Source organism: Desulfovibrio desulfuricans (assembly GCF_024460775.1).
Taxonomy (GTDB): Bacteria; Desulfobacterota; Desulfovibrionia; order Desulfovibrionales; family Desulfovibrionaceae; genus Desulfovibrio; species Desulfovibrio desulfuricans_E.
Genome location: NZ_JANFYZ010000004.1, coordinates 133,805 through 151,550 on the forward strand (window position 1 = coordinate 133,805; position 17,746 = coordinate 151,550).

15 protein-coding genes and 1 tRNA gene are annotated in these 17,746 nt (G+C 60.2%); 5 read left to right on the forward strand and 11 right to left on the reverse strand.

Annotated features, from left to right (window positions below; translation table 11 throughout):
- Positions 1-26: 26 nt before the first annotated feature.
- Both plsY and NE637_RS06410 read right to left on the reverse strand, forming a co-directional pair.
- Positions 27-641, reverse strand: a complete 615-nt coding sequence (gene plsY / locus NE637_RS06405) for a glycerol-3-phosphate 1-O-acyltransferase PlsY (RefSeq protein ID WP_192113486.1) — start codon at positions 639-641, stop codon at positions 27-29.
- A gap of 149 nt (positions 642-790) precedes the next feature.
- Complete coding sequence (locus NE637_RS06410) at positions 791-2,941, reverse strand: ribonuclease catalytic domain-containing protein (RefSeq protein ID WP_227118428.1); 2,151 nt, start codon at positions 2,939-2,941, stop codon at positions 791-793.
- A gap of 206 nt (positions 2,942-3,147) precedes the next feature.
- Here NE637_RS06410 and NE637_RS06415 point away from each other — a divergent pair, with 206 nt between their 5' ends.
- From NE637_RS06415 to NE637_RS06430, 4 genes are all read left to right on the forward strand, one after another.
- The gene (locus NE637_RS06415) at positions 3,148-4,989 is read left to right on the forward strand and encodes a triose-phosphate isomerase (RefSeq protein ID WP_215646917.1); all 1,842 of its coding nucleotides are present in this window, start codon (positions 3,148-3,150) and stop codon (positions 4,987-4,989) included.
- A 14-nt stretch (positions 4,990-5,003) separates the two neighbouring features.
- Positions 5,004-6,146, forward strand: coding sequence for an NADP-dependent isocitrate dehydrogenase (gene icd, locus NE637_RS06420; RefSeq protein ID WP_192113483.1), 1,143 nt, complete (start codon positions 5,004-5,006; stop codon positions 6,144-6,146).
- Between the two features lie 193 nt (positions 6,147-6,339).
- On the forward strand, positions 6,340-7,017 hold the full coding sequence (locus NE637_RS06425; protein WP_227118427.1) for a LysE family translocator: 678 nt from the start codon (positions 6,340-6,342) through the stop codon (positions 7,015-7,017).
- A gap of 42 nt (positions 7,018-7,059) precedes the next feature.
- Entirely contained in the window at positions 7,060-9,351 is a 2,292-nt protein-coding gene (locus NE637_RS06430) for a hydratase (protein WP_227118426.1), read from the forward strand.
- 160 nt (positions 9,352-9,511) lie between these two features.
- Here the strand turns inward: NE637_RS06430 and NE637_RS06435 are convergent, their stop codons facing one another.
- The 8 genes from NE637_RS06435 to NE637_RS06470 all read right to left on the reverse strand — a co-directional run bounded on the left by NE637_RS06435 (position 9,512) and on the right by NE637_RS06470 (position 16,519).
- A complete protein-coding gene (locus tag NE637_RS06435) occupies positions 9,512-10,189 on the reverse strand; it encodes a tetratricopeptide repeat protein (protein ID WP_227118425.1) in 678 nt (225 codons plus the stop codon).
- Positions 10,182-10,319 carry a CcmD family protein gene (locus NE637_RS06440; protein ID WP_022659954.1) on the reverse strand — a complete coding sequence of 46 codons (138 nt, stop codon included), beginning with the start codon at positions 10,317-10,319 and terminating at the stop codon, positions 10,182-10,184. Before NE637_RS06440 ends, NE637_RS06435 begins: the two co-directional genes overlap by 8 nt.
- A gap of 45 nt (positions 10,320-10,364) precedes the next feature.
- The gene (locus NE637_RS06445) at positions 10,365-11,048 is read right to left on the reverse strand and encodes a cytochrome c biogenesis protein (protein WP_215646925.1); all 684 of its coding nucleotides are present in this window, start codon (positions 11,046-11,048) and stop codon (positions 10,365-10,367) included.
- The gene (locus NE637_RS06450; protein WP_215646926.1) at positions 11,048-11,725 is read right to left on the reverse strand and encodes a heme exporter protein CcmB; all 678 of its coding nucleotides are present in this window, start codon (positions 11,723-11,725) and stop codon (positions 11,048-11,050) included. The genes NE637_RS06445 and NE637_RS06450 overlap by 1 nt, the downstream gene beginning before the upstream one ends.
- Positions 11,713-12,420: an ABC transporter ATP-binding protein gene (locus NE637_RS06455; RefSeq protein ID WP_227118424.1), complete on the reverse strand. Its 708-nt coding sequence runs from the start codon at positions 12,418-12,420 to the stop codon at positions 11,713-11,715. The genes NE637_RS06450 and NE637_RS06455 overlap by 13 nt, the downstream gene beginning before the upstream one ends.
- A 15-nt stretch (positions 12,421-12,435) precedes the next feature.
- The gene (locus NE637_RS06460; RefSeq protein WP_227118423.1) at positions 12,436-14,352 is read right to left on the reverse strand and encodes a heme lyase CcmF/NrfE family subunit; all 1,917 of its coding nucleotides are present in this window, start codon (positions 14,350-14,352) and stop codon (positions 12,436-12,438) included.
- Between the two features lie 222 nt (positions 14,353-14,574).
- Positions 14,575-14,988: a cytochrome c maturation protein CcmE gene (locus tag NE637_RS06465; protein ID WP_192113476.1), complete on the reverse strand. Its 414-nt coding sequence runs from the start codon at positions 14,986-14,988 to the stop codon at positions 14,575-14,577.
- A gap of 493 nt (positions 14,989-15,481) precedes the next feature.
- Complete coding sequence (locus NE637_RS06470; protein ID WP_227118422.1) at positions 15,482-16,519, reverse strand: hemolysin family protein; 1,038 nt, start codon at positions 16,517-16,519, stop codon at positions 15,482-15,484.
- 414 nt (positions 16,520-16,933) lie between these two features.
- Here NE637_RS06470 and NE637_RS06475 point away from each other — a divergent pair.
- Positions 16,934-17,010: transfer RNA gene (locus NE637_RS06475), tRNA-Met, on the forward strand.
- A gap of 73 nt (positions 17,011-17,083) precedes the next feature.
- On the opposite strand, the gene NE637_RS06480 is transcribed toward NE637_RS06475, so the two are convergent.
- Complete coding sequence (locus tag NE637_RS06480; RefSeq protein WP_227118100.1) at positions 17,084-17,686, reverse strand: hypothetical protein; 603 nt, start codon at positions 17,684-17,686, stop codon at positions 17,084-17,086.
- Positions 17,687-17,746 lie beyond the last annotated feature (60 nt).

A 17,746-nucleotide genomic window follows, 5' to 3' on the forward strand; every position in this document is an offset into this window, starting at 1 on the left:
TGCCGAAATCTACGGGAAGCCGGGGGCTATCCCTTGTCTTCCTGTTTTTCCGAATGCTTGCCCTTGAGCCAGCTTTTTTCGGTACCTGCGCGCAAGCGCGCGATATTTTCCTTGTGCTTCCAGACCACCACGGCCAGCACGCACAGGGAAAGAGGCAGCCACACCCATTGGCCTGTAACCGCCAAAGCCACAACCAGCGCGGCAACGAGGCTCAGGGAACCCAGCGAAACAAAGCCGCTGCGCCAGATGATCAGACAGCACAGGGCAGAAGCTGCCAGCAACTGCCAGAAAGCCAGGGGCATGAACACGCCTATGCTGGTGGCAACAGCCTTGCCGCCCTTGAACTTCATGAAGCAGGAAAACACATGCCCAAGCACGCAGGCCAAGCCCACTACGCTGACAAATACGGGCGAGGGATTGATGCGGAACGCAAGCCACACCGGCAGCGCGCCCTTGCAGACGTCGCACGCAAGGGTTGCCACACCCCAGCCAAAGCCGCACAGACGCGCCACATTGGTGGCCCCGGTGTTGCGGCTGCCGCTCTCGCGCGGGTCAAGACGGCAAAAGGTCTTGGCGATAACAAGGCCCCACGGCACGGAACCAAGCACATAGGCCAGAGCAATCCACAATACTTCCAGCATATAATTCTCCGCTGCAAGCCTCTGAAAATACGGGCAGATATGCCCGCAACCCCAAACAGTCCCCTAAAAACACCATGGCATGGCAGCGTAAGTGGCTGCTGGCGCGCATGCCGGATCGGGATGCTGCCCGACGGAAGCGAAAGACCGGTCTAGCCCGCCGTAACCGCTTCCAGAATCATGATTTCATTGTACAGAGGCTGCACCTTGCCGATACGCACATCCACGGCAAGGCCGGGGTGCGAGCGCTCGTCAAAAAGCCGCCTTTTACCGCGCACAAACATACCCTGATCGGGCAGGCTCACGGTAATAAAAGCATCGTTTTCTTCAGTGATGACGCCGTTCCACCAGACCTTGTCGCCCTTCTGGCGGAAGAAAAGCAGCTTCCAGTAGCGCGGGCGGAAGCGCTGCACCTGGCCCGCCGCATCCAGCGCTGGCGAAAGCACGTTGAGCAGGTCTGTCAGCTCGGTTTCTGTCCAGCGCGGCGCGCCTGTGCGGAAAAAATGCACCAACTGTTCTTCGTTGACAAGATCGGGATAACGCCTGAGCGGCGAGGTCACAGGAGTGTAACGCGCAAGCCCGAGAGCCGCGTGGGGGCGTGCCTGCACCTCAAGGCCGGAGGGCGTGAGCGCGCGCATGATGCGTGTCATATCCTGGGGCGTTGTCCAGATGCCCGCGTATTCCCTGGGCAGAGCCACATCCTGCACGCGGTGCAGCATGGCGACGCCGTGATCGGCGGCCCACTGGGCTACAGCGGCGCTGGCAAGGATCATCATTTCCGCCACCAGCATCTGCGCGTCCGAGGCCTGATAATCCAGCCCAACTTCCACGCGCACTTCTGCCCCTTCGCCCTCAAGACGGATCACAGGGTCGGGCCTGTCCATAATTACCGCGCCGTCCGCGATGCGGGCGGTCTGCCGCTGACGGGCAAGCTCAAGGCCCAGACGCAGCTGTTCGGCATAGGGCGTGGCCGCATTCTGCGGCAGAGGCTCGCCTGCGGCCTGCGCGTCAAGCACGGCCTGGCTGTCCACATAGGTCAGGTTGGCGGCAAGACCGACCTGCACAACCGAAATTTCGCACTCTCCAAGGGTGCCGTCCGCCGCCACATGCACGAGCACGCTCAGTGCGGGACGCGTCTGGCCTGCCAGCAGCGAGTAGGCGTCGGTGCCCAGAACTTCGGGCAGCATGTGGCAGTCGCCTTCCGGCAGATAAATGCTGGTGCCGCGGTGCAGCACCATCTTGTCCAGCGGCCCGCCAAAATTCCAGAACAGCGAGGGGCAGGCCAGCATGAGGGTCAGGGCCCAACCGTCGCCCTCCGCCTCCACATGAAAGGCATCGTCCACGTCGCGCGTGGTTGCGCTGTCTATGCTGATGCAAGGCAGATCGCAGACATCGAGGCTGCCTTCCTGTCCGTTTCTGGCAAGGGCCGCCAAGGGGGCGCGCCCAGCGGCGGCAAGGGATTCTACCTCATCGGCGCAGGCCTGCCACCATGTATCGCCCGAGGCATAGCCCGCGCGGTCAAGCCAGAAATTATAGTGCGGCGGCACCTTGCCCCAGGCCACCAGTAGTTGCAGGGGCAGATGCGGCACATCCGGCATGCCCTTGCTCAGGGTGCGCCAGATGTTTTCCCACTCCTGACTTTCAGGATCAATCATGCGGGAAAAAAGGACTTCTTCAAGGCGTTCGGCTACTTCCTGCGGGGGCCATTCGCCAAGGGCAGCGCCCTCGCGCGGGGGCTGGGGCAGCTCGCGCTTGCGGCAGGCAACATCCCACAAAAGGCGCAAAAAGGCGGCTCCGCCTGCAATGAGCGATTCACGCTCAAGGCGGATTTTCTCCTCGGCCATACGTTTTTCAACCATGTCGGCAGAAAAAACCTGAAAATCCGGGGGCTGAAAACGGAAGTGACTTTTGCAGGCCAGCAGGGCGCGGCCATAGGCAGCCATATGATCGGTGGTGGGGTCGCTTTCAAAAAGCTCGGCAAACCAGCTTGCCGGGGCCGCTTCCACCTCGCCCTGGGCGAGTTCCCACACGTCCATGACGGGGATCTGGGCGGCCATGTCTTCGCGGGTTTTTCTGTGCGCTTCAAGCACGCGCACTGCGTCTTCCCGCCCCATGTCCGCCCCGTGCATGGGGCCTATCCAGGGCAGCAGGCGCGAAGAATTGAGCCGGGTTTCCCTTCTGTTGGGCAACAGCAGCCGCAGCCTGCCCCCGACCTCTTCAGTGACCAGGGCAATCTGCACGGCATTGCCTTCCATATATTCCACCACGCAACCCGGCGCCGGGTAGCGCACACAATCAGACATGCCCGCTCCTTCAGAAAAAGCGCGTCCGCTCTCCCATAGACCGTCGCGCTTGCAGCCAAAGACATTCCTTTATTTTTGGCCTTCTGGCAAGTGCCGCCGGGGGCGCAGCGCCAGACATACTGGACGCAAGGGCTGTAAACCGCTATATTAGCGGCTTACGGCAACAATTTTTACCACTCGCATAGCGCGAGCAGGGCGGACACCCAATGAGCAACATTATTCACCAAACTGGAGGCAGCCGTACCCTGGTCATGCAGGAGCCGGAAAAACCGCAGCTCTACCGTGAGCTTTTCCCTTACACCAGCGTTTGCCGCACCTCGTTTGACGAGGTTCTGCTGTCCCCCCGGCCGGCAGATCAGATGCGCATTACCGACACGACCTTTCGCGACGGCCAGCAGGCCCGCCCCCCCTATACGGTCAAGCAAGTGGCAAAGATGTTCGATTTTCTGCACCGACTCGGCGGAAAAACCGGACTCATCACGGCTTCGGAATTTTTTCTGTACTCGGCCAAAGACCGCAAGTGCATCGATGTATGCCGCGCCAGAGGCTACCGCTTTCCGCGCGTAACCGCCTGGATACGCGCCACCAAGGACGACCTCAAGCTAGCGCGCGACATGGAATTTGACGAGACCGGCATGCTCACCAGCGTGTCGGACTACCATATTTTTCTCAAGCTGGGCAAAACCCGCCAGCAGGCCATGGACATGTATGTGGGCATGGCCGAGCAGGCGCTGGAATGGGGCATCATCCCCCGCTGCCACTTTGAAGACGTGACCAGAGCCGATATTTACGGCTTCTGCCTGCCCCTGGCCCAGCGGCTCATGGAGCTTTCGCGCGAGAGCGGCATGCCGGTCAAAATCCGTCTGTGCGACACCATGGGCTACGGCGTTCCCTACCCCGGCGCGGCGCTGCCCCGCTCGGTGCAGCGCATTGTGCGCTGCTTTACGGACGAGGCCGGCGTCCCCGGTCAGTGGCTTGAGTGGCACGGACACAACGACTTCCACAAGGTGCTGGTCAACGGCGTTACCGCATGGCTCTATGGCTGCGGCGCGGTCAACGGCACTCTGTTCGGCTTTGGCGAGCGCACGGGCAACACCCCGCTGGAAGCCCTGCTGGTGGAATACATTTCGCTTACGGGCGACGATGCCGCCGCAGACACCACAATTCTGAGCGAAGTTGCCGAATTCTTTGAAAAAGAACTGCACTACCGCATCCCCCACAACTATCCTTTTGTGGGCCGCGATTTCAACGCCACCAGCGCGGGCGTGCATGCCGACGGCCTGGCCAAGAACGAAGAGATATACAATATCTTCGACACCAAGCATCTGCTTGGCCGCCCGGTGCCCATCATCATTACCGACAAAACGGGCCGCGCTGGCGTTGCCTACTGGATCAACGCCAACCTCAATCTGCCCAACGACCAGCAGGTCTCCAAAAAGCACCCTGCCGTGGGCCAGATATACGACGCCATCATGGCCGTGTACGAAGAAACGGGCCGCACCACCAGCTTCTCGCACGAAGAAATGGAAGCTCTGGTGCAGCGCTTCATGCCCGAGCTCTTCGCCTCCGAATACGACCACATGAAGCAGCTTGCTGGCGAACTTTCGGCCAACATCATCATCCGCCTTGCCCGCAGCAAGGATCTGCTGGATCTCAACAAGCATGCCTGCGCGCGGCTTGATGAATTTGTACGCGAATATCCCTTTATCCAGTACTGCTACCTCACAGACGATCAGGGCAAGCTGCGCTGCTCGGCCATTACCGACCCGGTGTACCGGGAAACCTACGAGGCACTGCCCATCGGCTACGATTTTTCGGAGCGCGAATGGTTCAAGATGCCCATGAAAACCGGCGACCTGCACATCATGGATGTGTACCAGTCGCACTTCACGAGCAAGCTCATCATCACCGTTTCATGCGCGGTGACTGATGACAAGGACAACATCGTGGGCGTCATTGGCGTGGACATCCAGCTTGAACAGCTTCTCAAACGCGCGCGCGCACTCCAGCAGGAAGTGGCCGCAGCAGACGACAGCGACAACGACTAAGGTAAGGAAATTCCATGAACAAGAGAATCTACTGGATCGAAGGCGACGGCATCGGCCCCGAAATCTGGAAGGCCGCGCGCCCTGTCATTGAAGCTGCCCTTGCTGCCGAAAACACCGGCATCAATCTGGAGTGGACAGAGCTGCTGGCAGGCGACAAGGCTGTGAAAGAAACCGGCTCTCCCCTGCCGGAAGAAACCATGCAGACCCTGCGCACCGCAGAACTTGCCATGAAGGGCCCCCTCGGCACCCCCGTGGGCACGGGCATCCGCAGCCTCAACGTGGCCCTGCGCCAGGGGCTTGACCTCTACGCCTGCATCCGCCCGGTGCGTCACTTCGAAGGGCTTGAAACGCCCGTCAAACACCCCGAGCGCGTCAACATGGTCATTTTCCGCGAAAACACCGAAGACGTATACGCCGGTGTGGAATTTGCCGCGGGGACCCCCGAGGCCCGCAAGCTCATTACCTTTTTGCGCGAAGAACTGGGCGTGAACAAAGTGGGCGATGCCGCCGCCGTGGGCATCAAGCCCATGACAGAGGCTGGCTCCAAGCGCCTTGTACGACGCGCCCTGCGCTTTGCCCTGGACCAGAAGCAGCAGAGCCTCACCCTTGTGCACAAGGGCAATATCATGAAGTTCACCGAAGGCGCCTTCCGTCAGTGGGGCTACGATGTGGCCGCGCAGGAATTTGGCGACCTGACCTGCACGGAAAAGGAACCCGTGGCTGGCCGTCTGGTGGTCAAAGACCGCATTGCCGACGCCATGTTTCAGGAGGCGCTGCTGCGCCCCGAGCAGTACCAGATTCTCGCCACGCCCAACCTCAACGGCGACTACATCTCTGACGCGCTGGCAGCGCAGGTGGGCGGCCTTGGGCTGGCCCCCGGCGTCAACATGTCGGACACCCTGGCCTTTTACGAAGCCACCCACGGCACTGCCCCCACCATTGCGGGCAAGGACAAGGCCAACCCCGGCAGCGTCATTTTGTGCGGTGCGCTGATGCTTGAACACATCGGCGTGCCCAAGGCAGCCGAGCGCATCCGCAATGCCGTGAGCAAGGCCATTGCCGCCAAGGCCGTGACTGAAGACCTGGCCGCTCAGGTGCCCGGTTCGCGCACTGTGGGCTGCGTGGAATTCGGCGACATCATCGGCGCGAATCTGTAGCATGCGCAGCGCTGGCCCCGACACCCTGCCCGCAACGGCATAGGGTGTGGCGTGGCTGCCGCTGATATGTCTTTAGTAGCAAGAGGAGAAAAGGAGTGTTTTACGGCTCTGCCTGGAGGTCAACCGGCTGAGGGCGCAACCGCAAGGCACTCCTTTTCTCCCCCCTGCTCTGGTTTGAATGAAGGACTGCACCATGATCTCGCTGGATACTCTGCTGATCTTTGTGCCCATGGCCGCCATTCTGGTGATGTTGCCGGGGCCGGATTTTGCACTCATCGCCAAAATTTCACTCATGAATGGGCGTCCACAAGGGCAGGCCGCCGCTGTGGGCGTGGCCCTTGGCATCTGTGTGCACACCACGGCGGCCATGCTGGGCATTTCGGCCATCATCGCGCAGTCCGTGCTGTGGTTCAGCATCCTCAAATATGTGGGGGCGGCCTATCTGGTCTGGCTGGGCATTCAGGCCATACGCGCCGGACAACGTGCTGGGCAGCCGTTAAGTGCGACTGTGGTCAAAACCGCCCAGGAGCCTGATGCGCCCCGCGCGTCGCAGCGCCTGACCTTGCGCCAATGGCTGCACTTCTTCGGCCAGGGATTTCTGACCAACGTGCTGAACCCCAAGGCCGTACTGATTTTTCTGACCTTTCTCCCCCAGTTCATGGATCCCCACGCACCGCTTGCCCCGCAGTTTCTCACCCTGGGCAGCATCATGTCTGGCTTGTGTCTGTTCTGGTATGTACCGCTGGCCTATATGTTGGGCCGCATCCGGCATATCTTTGAGAACAGCCGCTTCCAGAAGTGGATGCAGCGCTGCACGGGCCTTGTGTTCATAGCCTTTGGCCTCAAACTGGCCACGGCGCAAGCTCGCTAACCCGCGTCGCGCCAGCGACCCGCAAACCCCTGAAGGTCTGCCATGATCGAAATAGTGAACAGTTCTGTGGTGATTGACGCCAACGGCATACGCATGGCTGAAGAAGCCCGCGCCAAGGGCGTGGACATTGAATCCGCCCGCAAAAACAGCCTTTCCGCCCGCATTCTGGCGGCGCACAATACCGGCACGGACGACAACGTGCTGCGCATCCGTTTTGACGCCATGGCCTCGCACGACATCACCTATGTTGGTATCGTGCAGACGGCCCGCGCCAGCGGCCTCAAGGAATTTCCCGTCCCTTACGCGCTGACCAACTGCCACAACAGCCTGTGCGCCGTGGGCGGCACCATCAATGAAGACGACCACCTCTTTGGTCTTTCTGCAGCGCGCAAGTACGGCGGCATTTTCGTGCCCCCGCATCTGGCGGTTATCCACCAGTATGTGCGCGAAATGATGACCAGGTGCGGCGGTATGATCCTTGGCTCAGACAGCCACACCCGCTACGGGGCGCTGGGCGTCATGGCCATTGGCGAAGGCGGGCCGGAACTGGTCAAGCAGCTGCTTGGCAAAACCTACGATGTGACCAATCCGCAAAAGGTTGTGGTCTGGCTTGAAGGCGCGCCCCGCCCCGGCGTTGGCCCGCAGGACGTGGCCCTTGCCATCATTGGCGCGGTGTTCAAAAACGGCTTTGTGAAGAACAAGGTCATGGAATTCATGGGCCCCGGCGTAGCGGGTCTTTCTGTGGAATACCGCTGCGGCATTGACGTCATGACTACAGAAACCACCTGCCTGTCGTCCATCTGGACCACGGACGAAAAGGTGCGCGACTACATGGCCATGCATGGCCGCGCGGGCGACTACGCCGAACTGCGGCTTGAAGGCCCGGCCTGTTACGATGGCCTTATCCGCGTTGATCTGAGCAGGATTGTGCCCATGATCGCCCTGCCCTTCCACCCCAGCAACGTGTACCCCGTGGCCGAAGTTGCCAAGCACGGGGCCGAACTGCTGGCCGAAGTGGAAGCCGAAGCCCTGCGCCAGTTTGGCGATGCGGCCAAGGGCCTGAACATGCGCGCCAAGGTGCGCGATGGCGGCGTGTGGGTGGATCAGGGCATTATTGCTGGCTGCGCGGGCGGCAATTTTGAAAACATCGCTCTGGCCGCCGCCATTCTGGACGGCAAATCCACGGGCAATCAGGCCTTCAATCTGGCCGTGTACCCCGCCAGCGAACCGCAAGGCCTTGCGCTCGTCAAAAACGGCGCAACCGCCAAGCTCATGCTCGCAGGCGCTGTGATGAAGACGGCCTTCTGCGGCCCCTGTTTCGGCGCGGGCGACACCCCGGCCCACGGCGCGCTTTCCATCCGCCACACCACCCGCAACTTCCCCAACCGCGAAGGCTCCAAGCCTTCCAACGGGCAGGTCTCCACGGTGGCCCTCATGGACGCCCGCTCCATCGCCGCCACTGCGGCCAACGGCGGCCGCCTTACCCCGGCGACCGAGCTTGACTGGTCTGCGCCCGCGCTGGCCAATGTTGATCTTTCCTATACTTTTGAGCCGCTCATCTACCACAGCCGCGTGTACAACGGCTTTGGCAAGGCGGAACCAGAAACCCAGCTCGTGCGCGGCCCCAACATTGCCGACTGGCCGAGCATGAGCCCTCTGCCAGAACATCTGCTCCTGCAGGTGGTGAGCGTGATCACAGACCCCGTCACCACCACGGACGAGCTGATTCCCTCCGGCGAAACTTCTTCCCTGCGCTCCAACCCGCTCAAACTGGCGGAATACACGCTTTCGCGCAAAGACCCCGGCTATGTGGGCCGCGCCAAGGCTGTGAATGCCATGGAAGCCGCCCGCCTCGCCAATCCCGCCGATGCGGAACTGCTTGCCAAGGCGCGCGGGCTCTTTGCCGTGTGCGGCCTTGATGTATTGCAGGGCGCAGCCGACCTCAAGCAGGTGGGCCTTGGCTCCACAATCTTTGCCGTAAAGCCCGGCGACGGCTCTGCCCGCGAACAGGCGGCCTCCTGCCAGAAGGTGCTGGGCGGCTGGGCCAATATGGCTGTAGAATACGCCACCAAGCGTTACCGCTCCAACCTTATCAACTGGGGCATGCTGCCCTTTATCGTTGATCCCTCGCTGGCCAACAGCCTGAAAGTCGGCGACTGGCTTGTGGTGCCCAACGTGCGCAGCGCCGTACAGAACGCCGACCCCACCTTCACCGGCTACGTTGCCAGCGAAGGCGGGCAGGCCCAGCAGATCAGCCTCGCACTCAAGGAACTGACCAGCGATGAACGCAAGATCATCCTCGATGGCTGCCTGATCAATTTCTACAACAGCTAGGCGAGAGTTTTGCGGGGGAGGGACCCTTTTAAAAAGGGTCTCCTCCCCCGTACCCCCTCCCCCTAAATTTTTTATTCTCCTATCTCGTATTCAAAACACCAAAAGGCCTCTGTGGGAATCCACAGAGGCCTTTTTACGTAATATGCTGAAAGAGAGCTGCTTACTTGGCGGCTTTCTTGTCTGTCTTTTTGTCAGCTTTCTTGTCCGCCTTGGCGTCTGCCTTGGCATCGGGCTTGACGGCGGCAGGCTGGGCTTCTTCCACAGCGGGGACCTTTTCCAGCTCCTGCTTGATGGCGGCCTTGAGTTCCTCGCTGGCGGTGGCGTCGGTCAACCCCGCGCGCAAATGTTCCGCGCCGCGCTTGGGATCTTCAAGAAAATAGATGTACAGCACGCCGAGGCTGTAGCGCACGGAGGCCTCATCCTTGATCTTCACGACCTGCTCAAGGGCCTCAGCGGCTTCCTTGTGGCGACCTTGATTGTGCTGGATAACGCCGAGCAGATACAGGGGCTTGGGATTGCTCACGTCCATGGTCACGGCACGCTGGGCAAAGGTTTCTGCCGCGTCCCAGTTCTGCGCGGTCACAAGATGCTCGATCAGGTGAATAAGCGCGCCAAGATCCTGCGGATTTTCCGCCACCTGACGCATGAGCTTGCCCACGGTCTGGGCGTCTTCGCCAGCTTCACCCCCGCCCATTCCCTGCTGTTGACGGGCCGCCACTGTAAGGTGGGGATTCTGGAACCGCGCCTTGAGCGAGGCCCCAAGCATCACAGCCAGCGCAACAGCCAGCGCGATAATGAGGATACGGGCGGAAAGGTTGCCTTTTTTCGTATCAGTCATGGTTGAGCATCTCCATCTGGGCAAGGCGCGCGGCCAGTGAACGCTGGCGAGCCGCCAGAAAAGCCATATACGAGCCAATGCCAATCCACACGGCGGCATTGGCCATGATTACCCATGTCAGTGTATCCATAGTTCCTCCGGGTGGAGTGAATGATTTCAGTTAGGGGCCGAAATATCAGGCGTTCAGCCGATTCTGCGCCAGCGCGTCAAGGCGGTCGCGCAGATCAAGCTGACGCTTGCGCAGCCACACAAGGGCCGCCCACAACAGACCAAAACAGGCCACGCAGGCCATGACGGTGACGCGCATTTCAGGTTCCAGCCCGCCGCCCTTGCTGCCAAAAACAGCCGGATGGATTGACCGCCAGATGCGCGCCGACATAAAGACCAGCGGCACATCCAGAAAGGCCACCACGCCCACCACGGCGCACACCGTATTGCGGCGCTGCGGCGGCAGATCAAGCCCGCGCAAAACCAGATAACCCGCGTACACGAACCACATGATCAGGGTTGTGGTCAGGCGCGGATCCCACGTCCACCACACGCCCCATGAGCGGCGCGCCCAGAGCATGCCCGTGACCAGCGCAAGGCCGCCCAGCAGCACGCCCACTTCTGCGGCGGCGGCAGCCAGCCTGTCCGCAGCGGGATTACGCCGCCACAGATAGGCCACAGATGCGCCAAACACCACAAAAAAGCTCACCAGCGCCCACCACGACATGGGCAGGTGGATGTAAAATATCTTTTGCGCCAGCCCCAGGGTCACTTCCTCGGGGGCATAGGCAAACACAAGCCACTGACAGGCGGCAAAGGCAACGCCCCCCAGCAGGGCCAGAATCTGCGGCAACGCCGAACACTTGGGCATTACTCGTCCCCCGCGTAGATGTATCCAAACAGCAAAAGCCCGGCACCCAGAAAAACGGCGTCAAAGGCGGCGGCAACGCCGAGCCACGCCCCCGGGCCATCCGGGTTGGGCGCGCCGAGCGCCTGCGCCCCCACGCTGATTCCCGCCAGCAAAAGCGGCGTCAGCAGCGGAAACAGCACAATACTCAGCAAAGACTCACGGGCGGCCTGCCCCTGCGCCAGCGCCCCAAGCAGGGAGCCGAGAGCGCACATGCCGATATCAGTCAGCACAAGGGCCAGCAGAGCCTCGGGCAATGGCCCGCCAAGCTCCTGCCCCAGAAAAACCACCGCCGCAGGCAGAAAAACAACCTGCGCCAGCACCAGCAGAGCAAGCCCCGCGCAGCCCTTGCCAAGCCATACGGCCTGCACCGGGGCGGGGCAGAGCAAAAGCCCGAGACGGGAATTGTTAACTTCTTCCAGCGCATAGAGCTGGTTGAAAATAAGCACCTGACAAAAGGCGGAGCTTATCCAGAACACAGCCGCAGCGCCTTGAGGAGCCATGCGCTCGCCAATGCCCTGCGACAGGCTGAATACAAAGAGCAGCAAAAGCCCGAGCAGCAAGGCCTGCACCAGCCCGCTGCCGCGCGCCAGCGTCAGGGCCAGATCCTTGCGGGCCATGGCAAACATCAGGCGCAGCATGCGGGGCCTCCCTGCGCGCGTTCAGAAGCCTCTGCGGCAGCGCCTGCCGGTGTTTCCACCGGAGCAAAGCCGCCAAAGCCAGCGGGGGAGCCGTCATAGGCCAGCTTGCGGTGTTCCAGCGCCAGCAGCCTGTCGGCCAGAGGCGCATCGCCCGCCAGATCGTGGCTGATAAGCACCACGCAGGCTCCGCGTTGCCGCGCTGCAAGAATCTCTCGCCGCAGCAGCGCCAGCGAGGCCACATCAAGGCCGGTGCCGGGTTCGTCCAGCAGGAGCACGTCCGGGGCCTGCATGAGCACCCGTGCCAGATTGAGGCGCTGGGCCATGCCGCGCGAGAACACGCCCGCCCGTTCGTGGGCATGGGCTTCCAGCCCCACGCGGGCCAGCCCTGCCATGATGTCGTCACGCGTCAGCTTGAGGCCGTATGCATCGCGCCAGAAGGCCAGATTTTCCACCGCCGTGAGGCCGGGATACAGAAAGGTAGCGTGCCCCAGATAGCCCACGCGGGCCTGATCTGCCACGTTGGCAGCGCCAGCGCTTGGGCGGGAAAGCCCTGCCATAATGCGCATGAGGGTGCTCTTGCCCGCGCCGTTGCCGCCCACGAGCAGCGAGACACTGCCCGCAGCAAGAGCGCAGCTTACGTCTTTAAAGACGACCTTGACGCCATAGACCTTGGCAACGCGCACAAGTTCCAGCAAGAGGGCCTCCTGCGGCTAGGCCGCGCTGTTCTCGCTGTCCGACTCCGGCGCGGGATTCTTGCGGCGGCGCAGACCGGCGAGGGGCAGAAGGCACATGATGGTGCCGCCGATCCACAGCCAGTTGACCAGCGGTTCCACGCTGACCTTGACCACAACCCTGGAACTTTCATCCAGCCCCAGCAGGGAGGCGTAGATTTCGTTGCCAAGGCCGGGGATCACGTCCACTTCGGAGAACTGCATGGTGCCGAACTTGTCGTACAGGCGGCGCTCCGGCGCGACAATGCCTATGGATTTGCCGTCCTTGAAGATTTCCAGCCGCGCGGCGATAAATTCATGGTCAACGCGGCGGCCCTCGCCCAGTTCGAGCAGGGTAGCAGTATAGCTGCCCACGGTGCTGCTTTCGCCCTTGGCGAGGATCATTTCGCGGTCAGTGGTGTACGGGCCTGAAAAGGATATGCCGATGGCGACCAGCGCCATGCCGATGTGCGCGCCCAACGCCCCGATGGTGACAGGCTGCGAGCGGTTGGCCTTGTCTGCCAGCAGCATGACGGCCCCAAGCACGATAGCTACAGCGGCGGAAGCGCCCAGCAGGGCCGTGGGCTGATGGTAGCCCAGCGCCCAGATAACCCCGGCGCTGGCCACAAAGGCCCCGATCACGGCAAAAAAGCCCTTTTTGTTGCGCAGGCCCCCGCCCCAGCCAAGCCAGGGGCAGGCCGCCATCATCACCACCAGCAACGCGCCGAGGGGCAGGCACACGCGGTTGTAGAAGCGGGCGTCAAGGCCGCGCGGCGCGGCAGACCACAACTTGCTGATGACGGGCCACATGGTGGCAACCAGAATAATCACGGCAAGCGCCAGCAGCACCCAGGCCACAAGGGTCAGAAAGCCCTCGCGGCTTTCAAGCCCGGCAAGGGGTTTGCCGGTTTTGGGCGTGGCAAAGGGAATCCACAGGGCAATGACAAGGCCGCCCAGCACAAAGATGGTCAGGGGCGTCCCCACGCTGCCGTCGCCAAAGGCGTGCACGGAGTCAATAACGCCGCTGCGCACGAGGTAGGTGGCAAAAAAGGCCGAAACCGTGGTGAGCACCATCATGGCAACGTTGACGCGCCCAAGCTTGCCCCGGCGGTCTTCAACAATCAGGGTATGCAGCGAGGCCGTGGCGATAAGCCAGGGCACCAGAGATGCGTTTTCGACTGGATCCCATGCCCAGTAGCCGCCCCAGCCAAGCTCCATGTAGGCCCACCATGCACCAAGCACGATGCCCGCCGTAAGGAAGAGCCACGCCAGAATGATGAAGGGCCGCGAAAGGCGGAACCACGAGCCTTCGCTGCTGCTCTGCCCCGAAAGACACTGGGCCAGCGCCAGACAGGCAGGCACGGCAAAGCCGCCGTAACCAAGGAACAGCAACGGCGGATGAAAGATCATACCGGGATTCTGGAGCAGGGGGTTCAGGCCGTTGCCGTCTGCCGGAACAGGCGATTGCAGCACAAAGGGATTGCTCCAGCTGGTGAGGATGAGGGCAAAAAAGCCCATGATGATGTAAAAAAAGCTCCAGTACCACAGGCGCGTAGGGCGGCTGAGGTTTCTGTAGGCCCGCGTGAGGGCAAAGGCGCTGCCGCTCAGGCCCACTGCCAGCGCCCAGAAGAGCATGGAGCCGGGCTGCCCGGCCCAGAAGGCCGTGAGGCGGTAAAATACGGGCAGTACGCGGTCAGTATAGCTGGCAACGTAGGCCACGCTGAAGTCGTTCCAGAACAGGGCGTGCAGCAGCAGTGCCGAGGCCAGCAAGAGCGCGCCGCTGATAACGAGGTGGGCTTTTTCCACCACGGCGAGGGAGTCTTCCCGGTTTTGCCACAATTGCAGAAGGGCCAGACCACAGCCGCCAAGTGCGGCCAGCAGGGCCACCAGTTGAAGGGCAAAGGCAAAAACGTACATAAGACTCCTTTATCCCGCTGAGGGGGCGGCCCGCCGCAGGGCGGGGCGTTGCTATCGTTTGGGCATCGGGTGCCCGATTACGGCTCTGCGCACTGAACTGAAACCCGGCCATCTTTGCAGGGAAAGCCCGCGACCGTGGCCTGCATATGGCCCGCAACTATTGACAGGGCGAAGGGCAGTCAGGCCAATCGCACTCGCAAACGGCAATGCCGCTGAGCAGGCTCAGCTATTGCGGTTCTCTTTCTGGTATTTGGAGGGGCATTTGGTCATGAGCGTCTTGGCCTGAAAGCGGCCTTCCGGCCCCATGCCGCCTTCAACAATAACTTCCGCGCCAGCCTTGAAGGTATCCGGCACCGCGCCGGAGTAGCTTATCTGGATGGTCTGGCTGGCGTTGTCCTTGTCTTCAAGGCGAAAATCCACACCGGGCGCGCCCCGGTGCTTCTCAATGCCGTCTTCGGCCACAGTACCAAAAAGCCGCGCAGCCACGAGTTTTTCGGGCGTTGCGGCCTTGGCTTCCGACACGTTCAGAAAATACACGCTGTTTTCAGAAAAGCCGGAATATGCAAGATAGCCCACCCCGCCCAAAAAGAGCAGCAGCGCGGCTATGTAGATGCCAGTATTTTTTTTGCGGGCCATGCGTTTCTCCTGAAACATTGGGTCATGTTTGGTGCTGCCCGAAAGGGGCCATGACCTTCGGCCTGTTGCGCCGCAGGGGCGCGCAGACCGAACCTGCCGGGCTGGGGCTTTTGCCCTGGGCCGCCCGGCCCTGATTGCTCAAAACCTTACGCTATTTTACACCTGCTGACAAGATAGGAATTATTTTTAATAGAAGTATAACGCAGCTTGGGGCGCGGGTTCTGTGATTGCGGTCACACTTGCTGCAAGCTTTGTGTGCGGGCGCACACGACTGCATCAACAGGCAAGCACGAGCGGCATCCGCACAAGCGCACGCATAAGCACACAGGCAAGGCAGAATGCGGCCTGCGTCTTATCATACTACTGCAATAAGATTTCTGCCGCAAGGGATAATACAATTATTCCTCGCTGCCCAAGCCGCTCCAGATGGCGCGAAAATGCGGCACGCCGATTTTGCAAGCCGGACGTGGCGGGCGCAGCACTGGGTAACAGATCAGCCCTGACGGTTCACGCTCAGTTCGCGCCGCCGCTGCCGGGCCAGCGCGCGCAGATCATCCACATTATCGCTTTCGTCCACAATTTCGCTGCCGAGGATTTCTTCCAGCACGTCTTCCAGCGACACCACGCCAGCAAGCCCACCGTATTCATCCAGCACCACAAAAAGATGCACACGGGCCTTGAGCAGATCGTGCAGCAGCACATCAAGCGTCTGGTTCTCAAGGATAAAGTGCGCCGGGCGCATGATCTTGCCGAGGGTCACATCCTTGCGGCCCTCGTTTATGCAGCGGCCCAGGGTGCGGCGCTCCACCACGCCCACGATGTCTTCGTTATTGTCGCCGTACACGGGTATGCGGCTGAAATGCCAGGTGCGCTGGTCTGTATAGGCCTGCTCCACGGTGAGGTCGTCCGGCAGCTCAAAAACCACCGTGCGGGGGGTCATGATCTCGCGCACACGCTTTTGGTCCAGCGCCAGCACGTTGCGGATAAAGGCTTCTTCATAAGGTTTGATGCGCCCCGCCTGACGCGAAAGGCTCGTTACGGCGCGGATGTCGTCCTCGGAGATGACCGGGCCAGCGGACGGCGGGGACACAAGCCGCGTTATCATGCTCGTAACCCACAGCAGGGGCGACATGAGCTTGACCATGATGGCAAGCGGGCGGGCGAGCATTACGCCGAGCGGCTCCGCCTTAGTCACGCCCAGATTCTTGGGCAGGATTTCGCCCATTGTCAGAATCAACACCGTAAAGCCCACGGCAAAAATCGACATGTATTCCGGCCCGTACACGGCCAGAAAGGCCGCGCCCGCCACCGTGGCCCCGGCGGTGTTGGCAATGGTGTTGAGCGTGAGGATGGCGGCAATGGGTTTGTCCACCTGGGTGCGCAGGGCGTACAGCAGCTCGCCGGACTTGCTCCCGGACTTGCGCAGCCGCTCGATGGTTGACCACGAAAGGGAATACAGCACCGTCTCAAGCAGCGAACAGGTAAAGGAAACGGCAACAGCAATGACAACGGCCAGAACAAGGGTGAGCATGGCGAAACATCCGAAGGATTTGATGCGGCGGGTCGCCCTGCAAAACGCAAGGCGGCGCTGACAGCCGAAGTTTAGCCCCGCGCGGGCCTGTTTGCAATCGCTGGGGCGTTGAGCGAGGGGCGAATGTGGATGCTGACCAGCAAAACCAGCCGCAATCTCAACGAATGAAATGAAAAAAAGGAACGACAGTTACTGCGGCAACTGGCAAGTGAGATTATGCCGACTGGAAAACGTGGCCCCGGAGCAAAAATATTTTTGAGAAGTAAAATGCAACATCACTGCGCCAATAAAGGATTTCAGCCTCAGGTAATCACTTTTAAATGAGGCTCTTTCAAAAAAATTTATTAATTTCCTTGACAGTCAGGGGCCAAGCGCTTAGATATCTGTTCTCGCAGCGAGAAACGCTGCACGTGTCGCGGGGTGGAGCAGCTCGGTAGCTCGTCGGGCTCATAACCCGAAGGTCGTAGGTTCAAATCCTGCCCCCGCAACCAGATAATACAAGCCCTTACGGAGACGAGCCGTAAGGGCTTTTTTGTTTAAAGACTGCAATGGACTTTGCCACTCTTACGCGCTATCCCAAATTTGTTCTATGTAAGCAATCTCTGCCTGCAAAAAAATAGAGCCTGACTCATGAAGTTGCCTAATGGGGAATAGCTTTCCTTGGTGAAGATCTAAAAATGAAAATACTGTATTCTGTGGGCACTTTGGAGCCAATTCATTGTAGAATAGAAATGCAGCAACTTCGAGTTTACCTTTGGAAAGGGCATCCTTATTCATGTGCAATTTTATAACATTTATAGTACCATTAGCCTCTTCAAATGCCAATTCAGGATGGATTTTGATACCAATTTTATTGGGTCGATAGTATGCTTTTGGCGGATCATACCAAATTAAGCCACGGTGTTTGCCGAGCCAAGCAAGCATATTATCTGCAATAATTCTGTAATTCGCTTGCCTAGCCACAGAGGCTCTCGATACTGCATCTGAAATACAATTTATATCATCACTCGATGATAGCACATCAATAATTTTTTCGCGTAATCCTTTATAGTAATCTGTTGCGGGGCTGTATACTCGTTTTTTTATATTCCTAATCTTAGAAAGTTTTGTCGTACCAGGACTTTGCACAATATTAATAAAGTCAGTGAATGTAATATCTTGCGACATAATACCTCCCACGACGAAACAATGTTGAAAATTGCCCCTTTTTATGAAGGCAAAGATCTA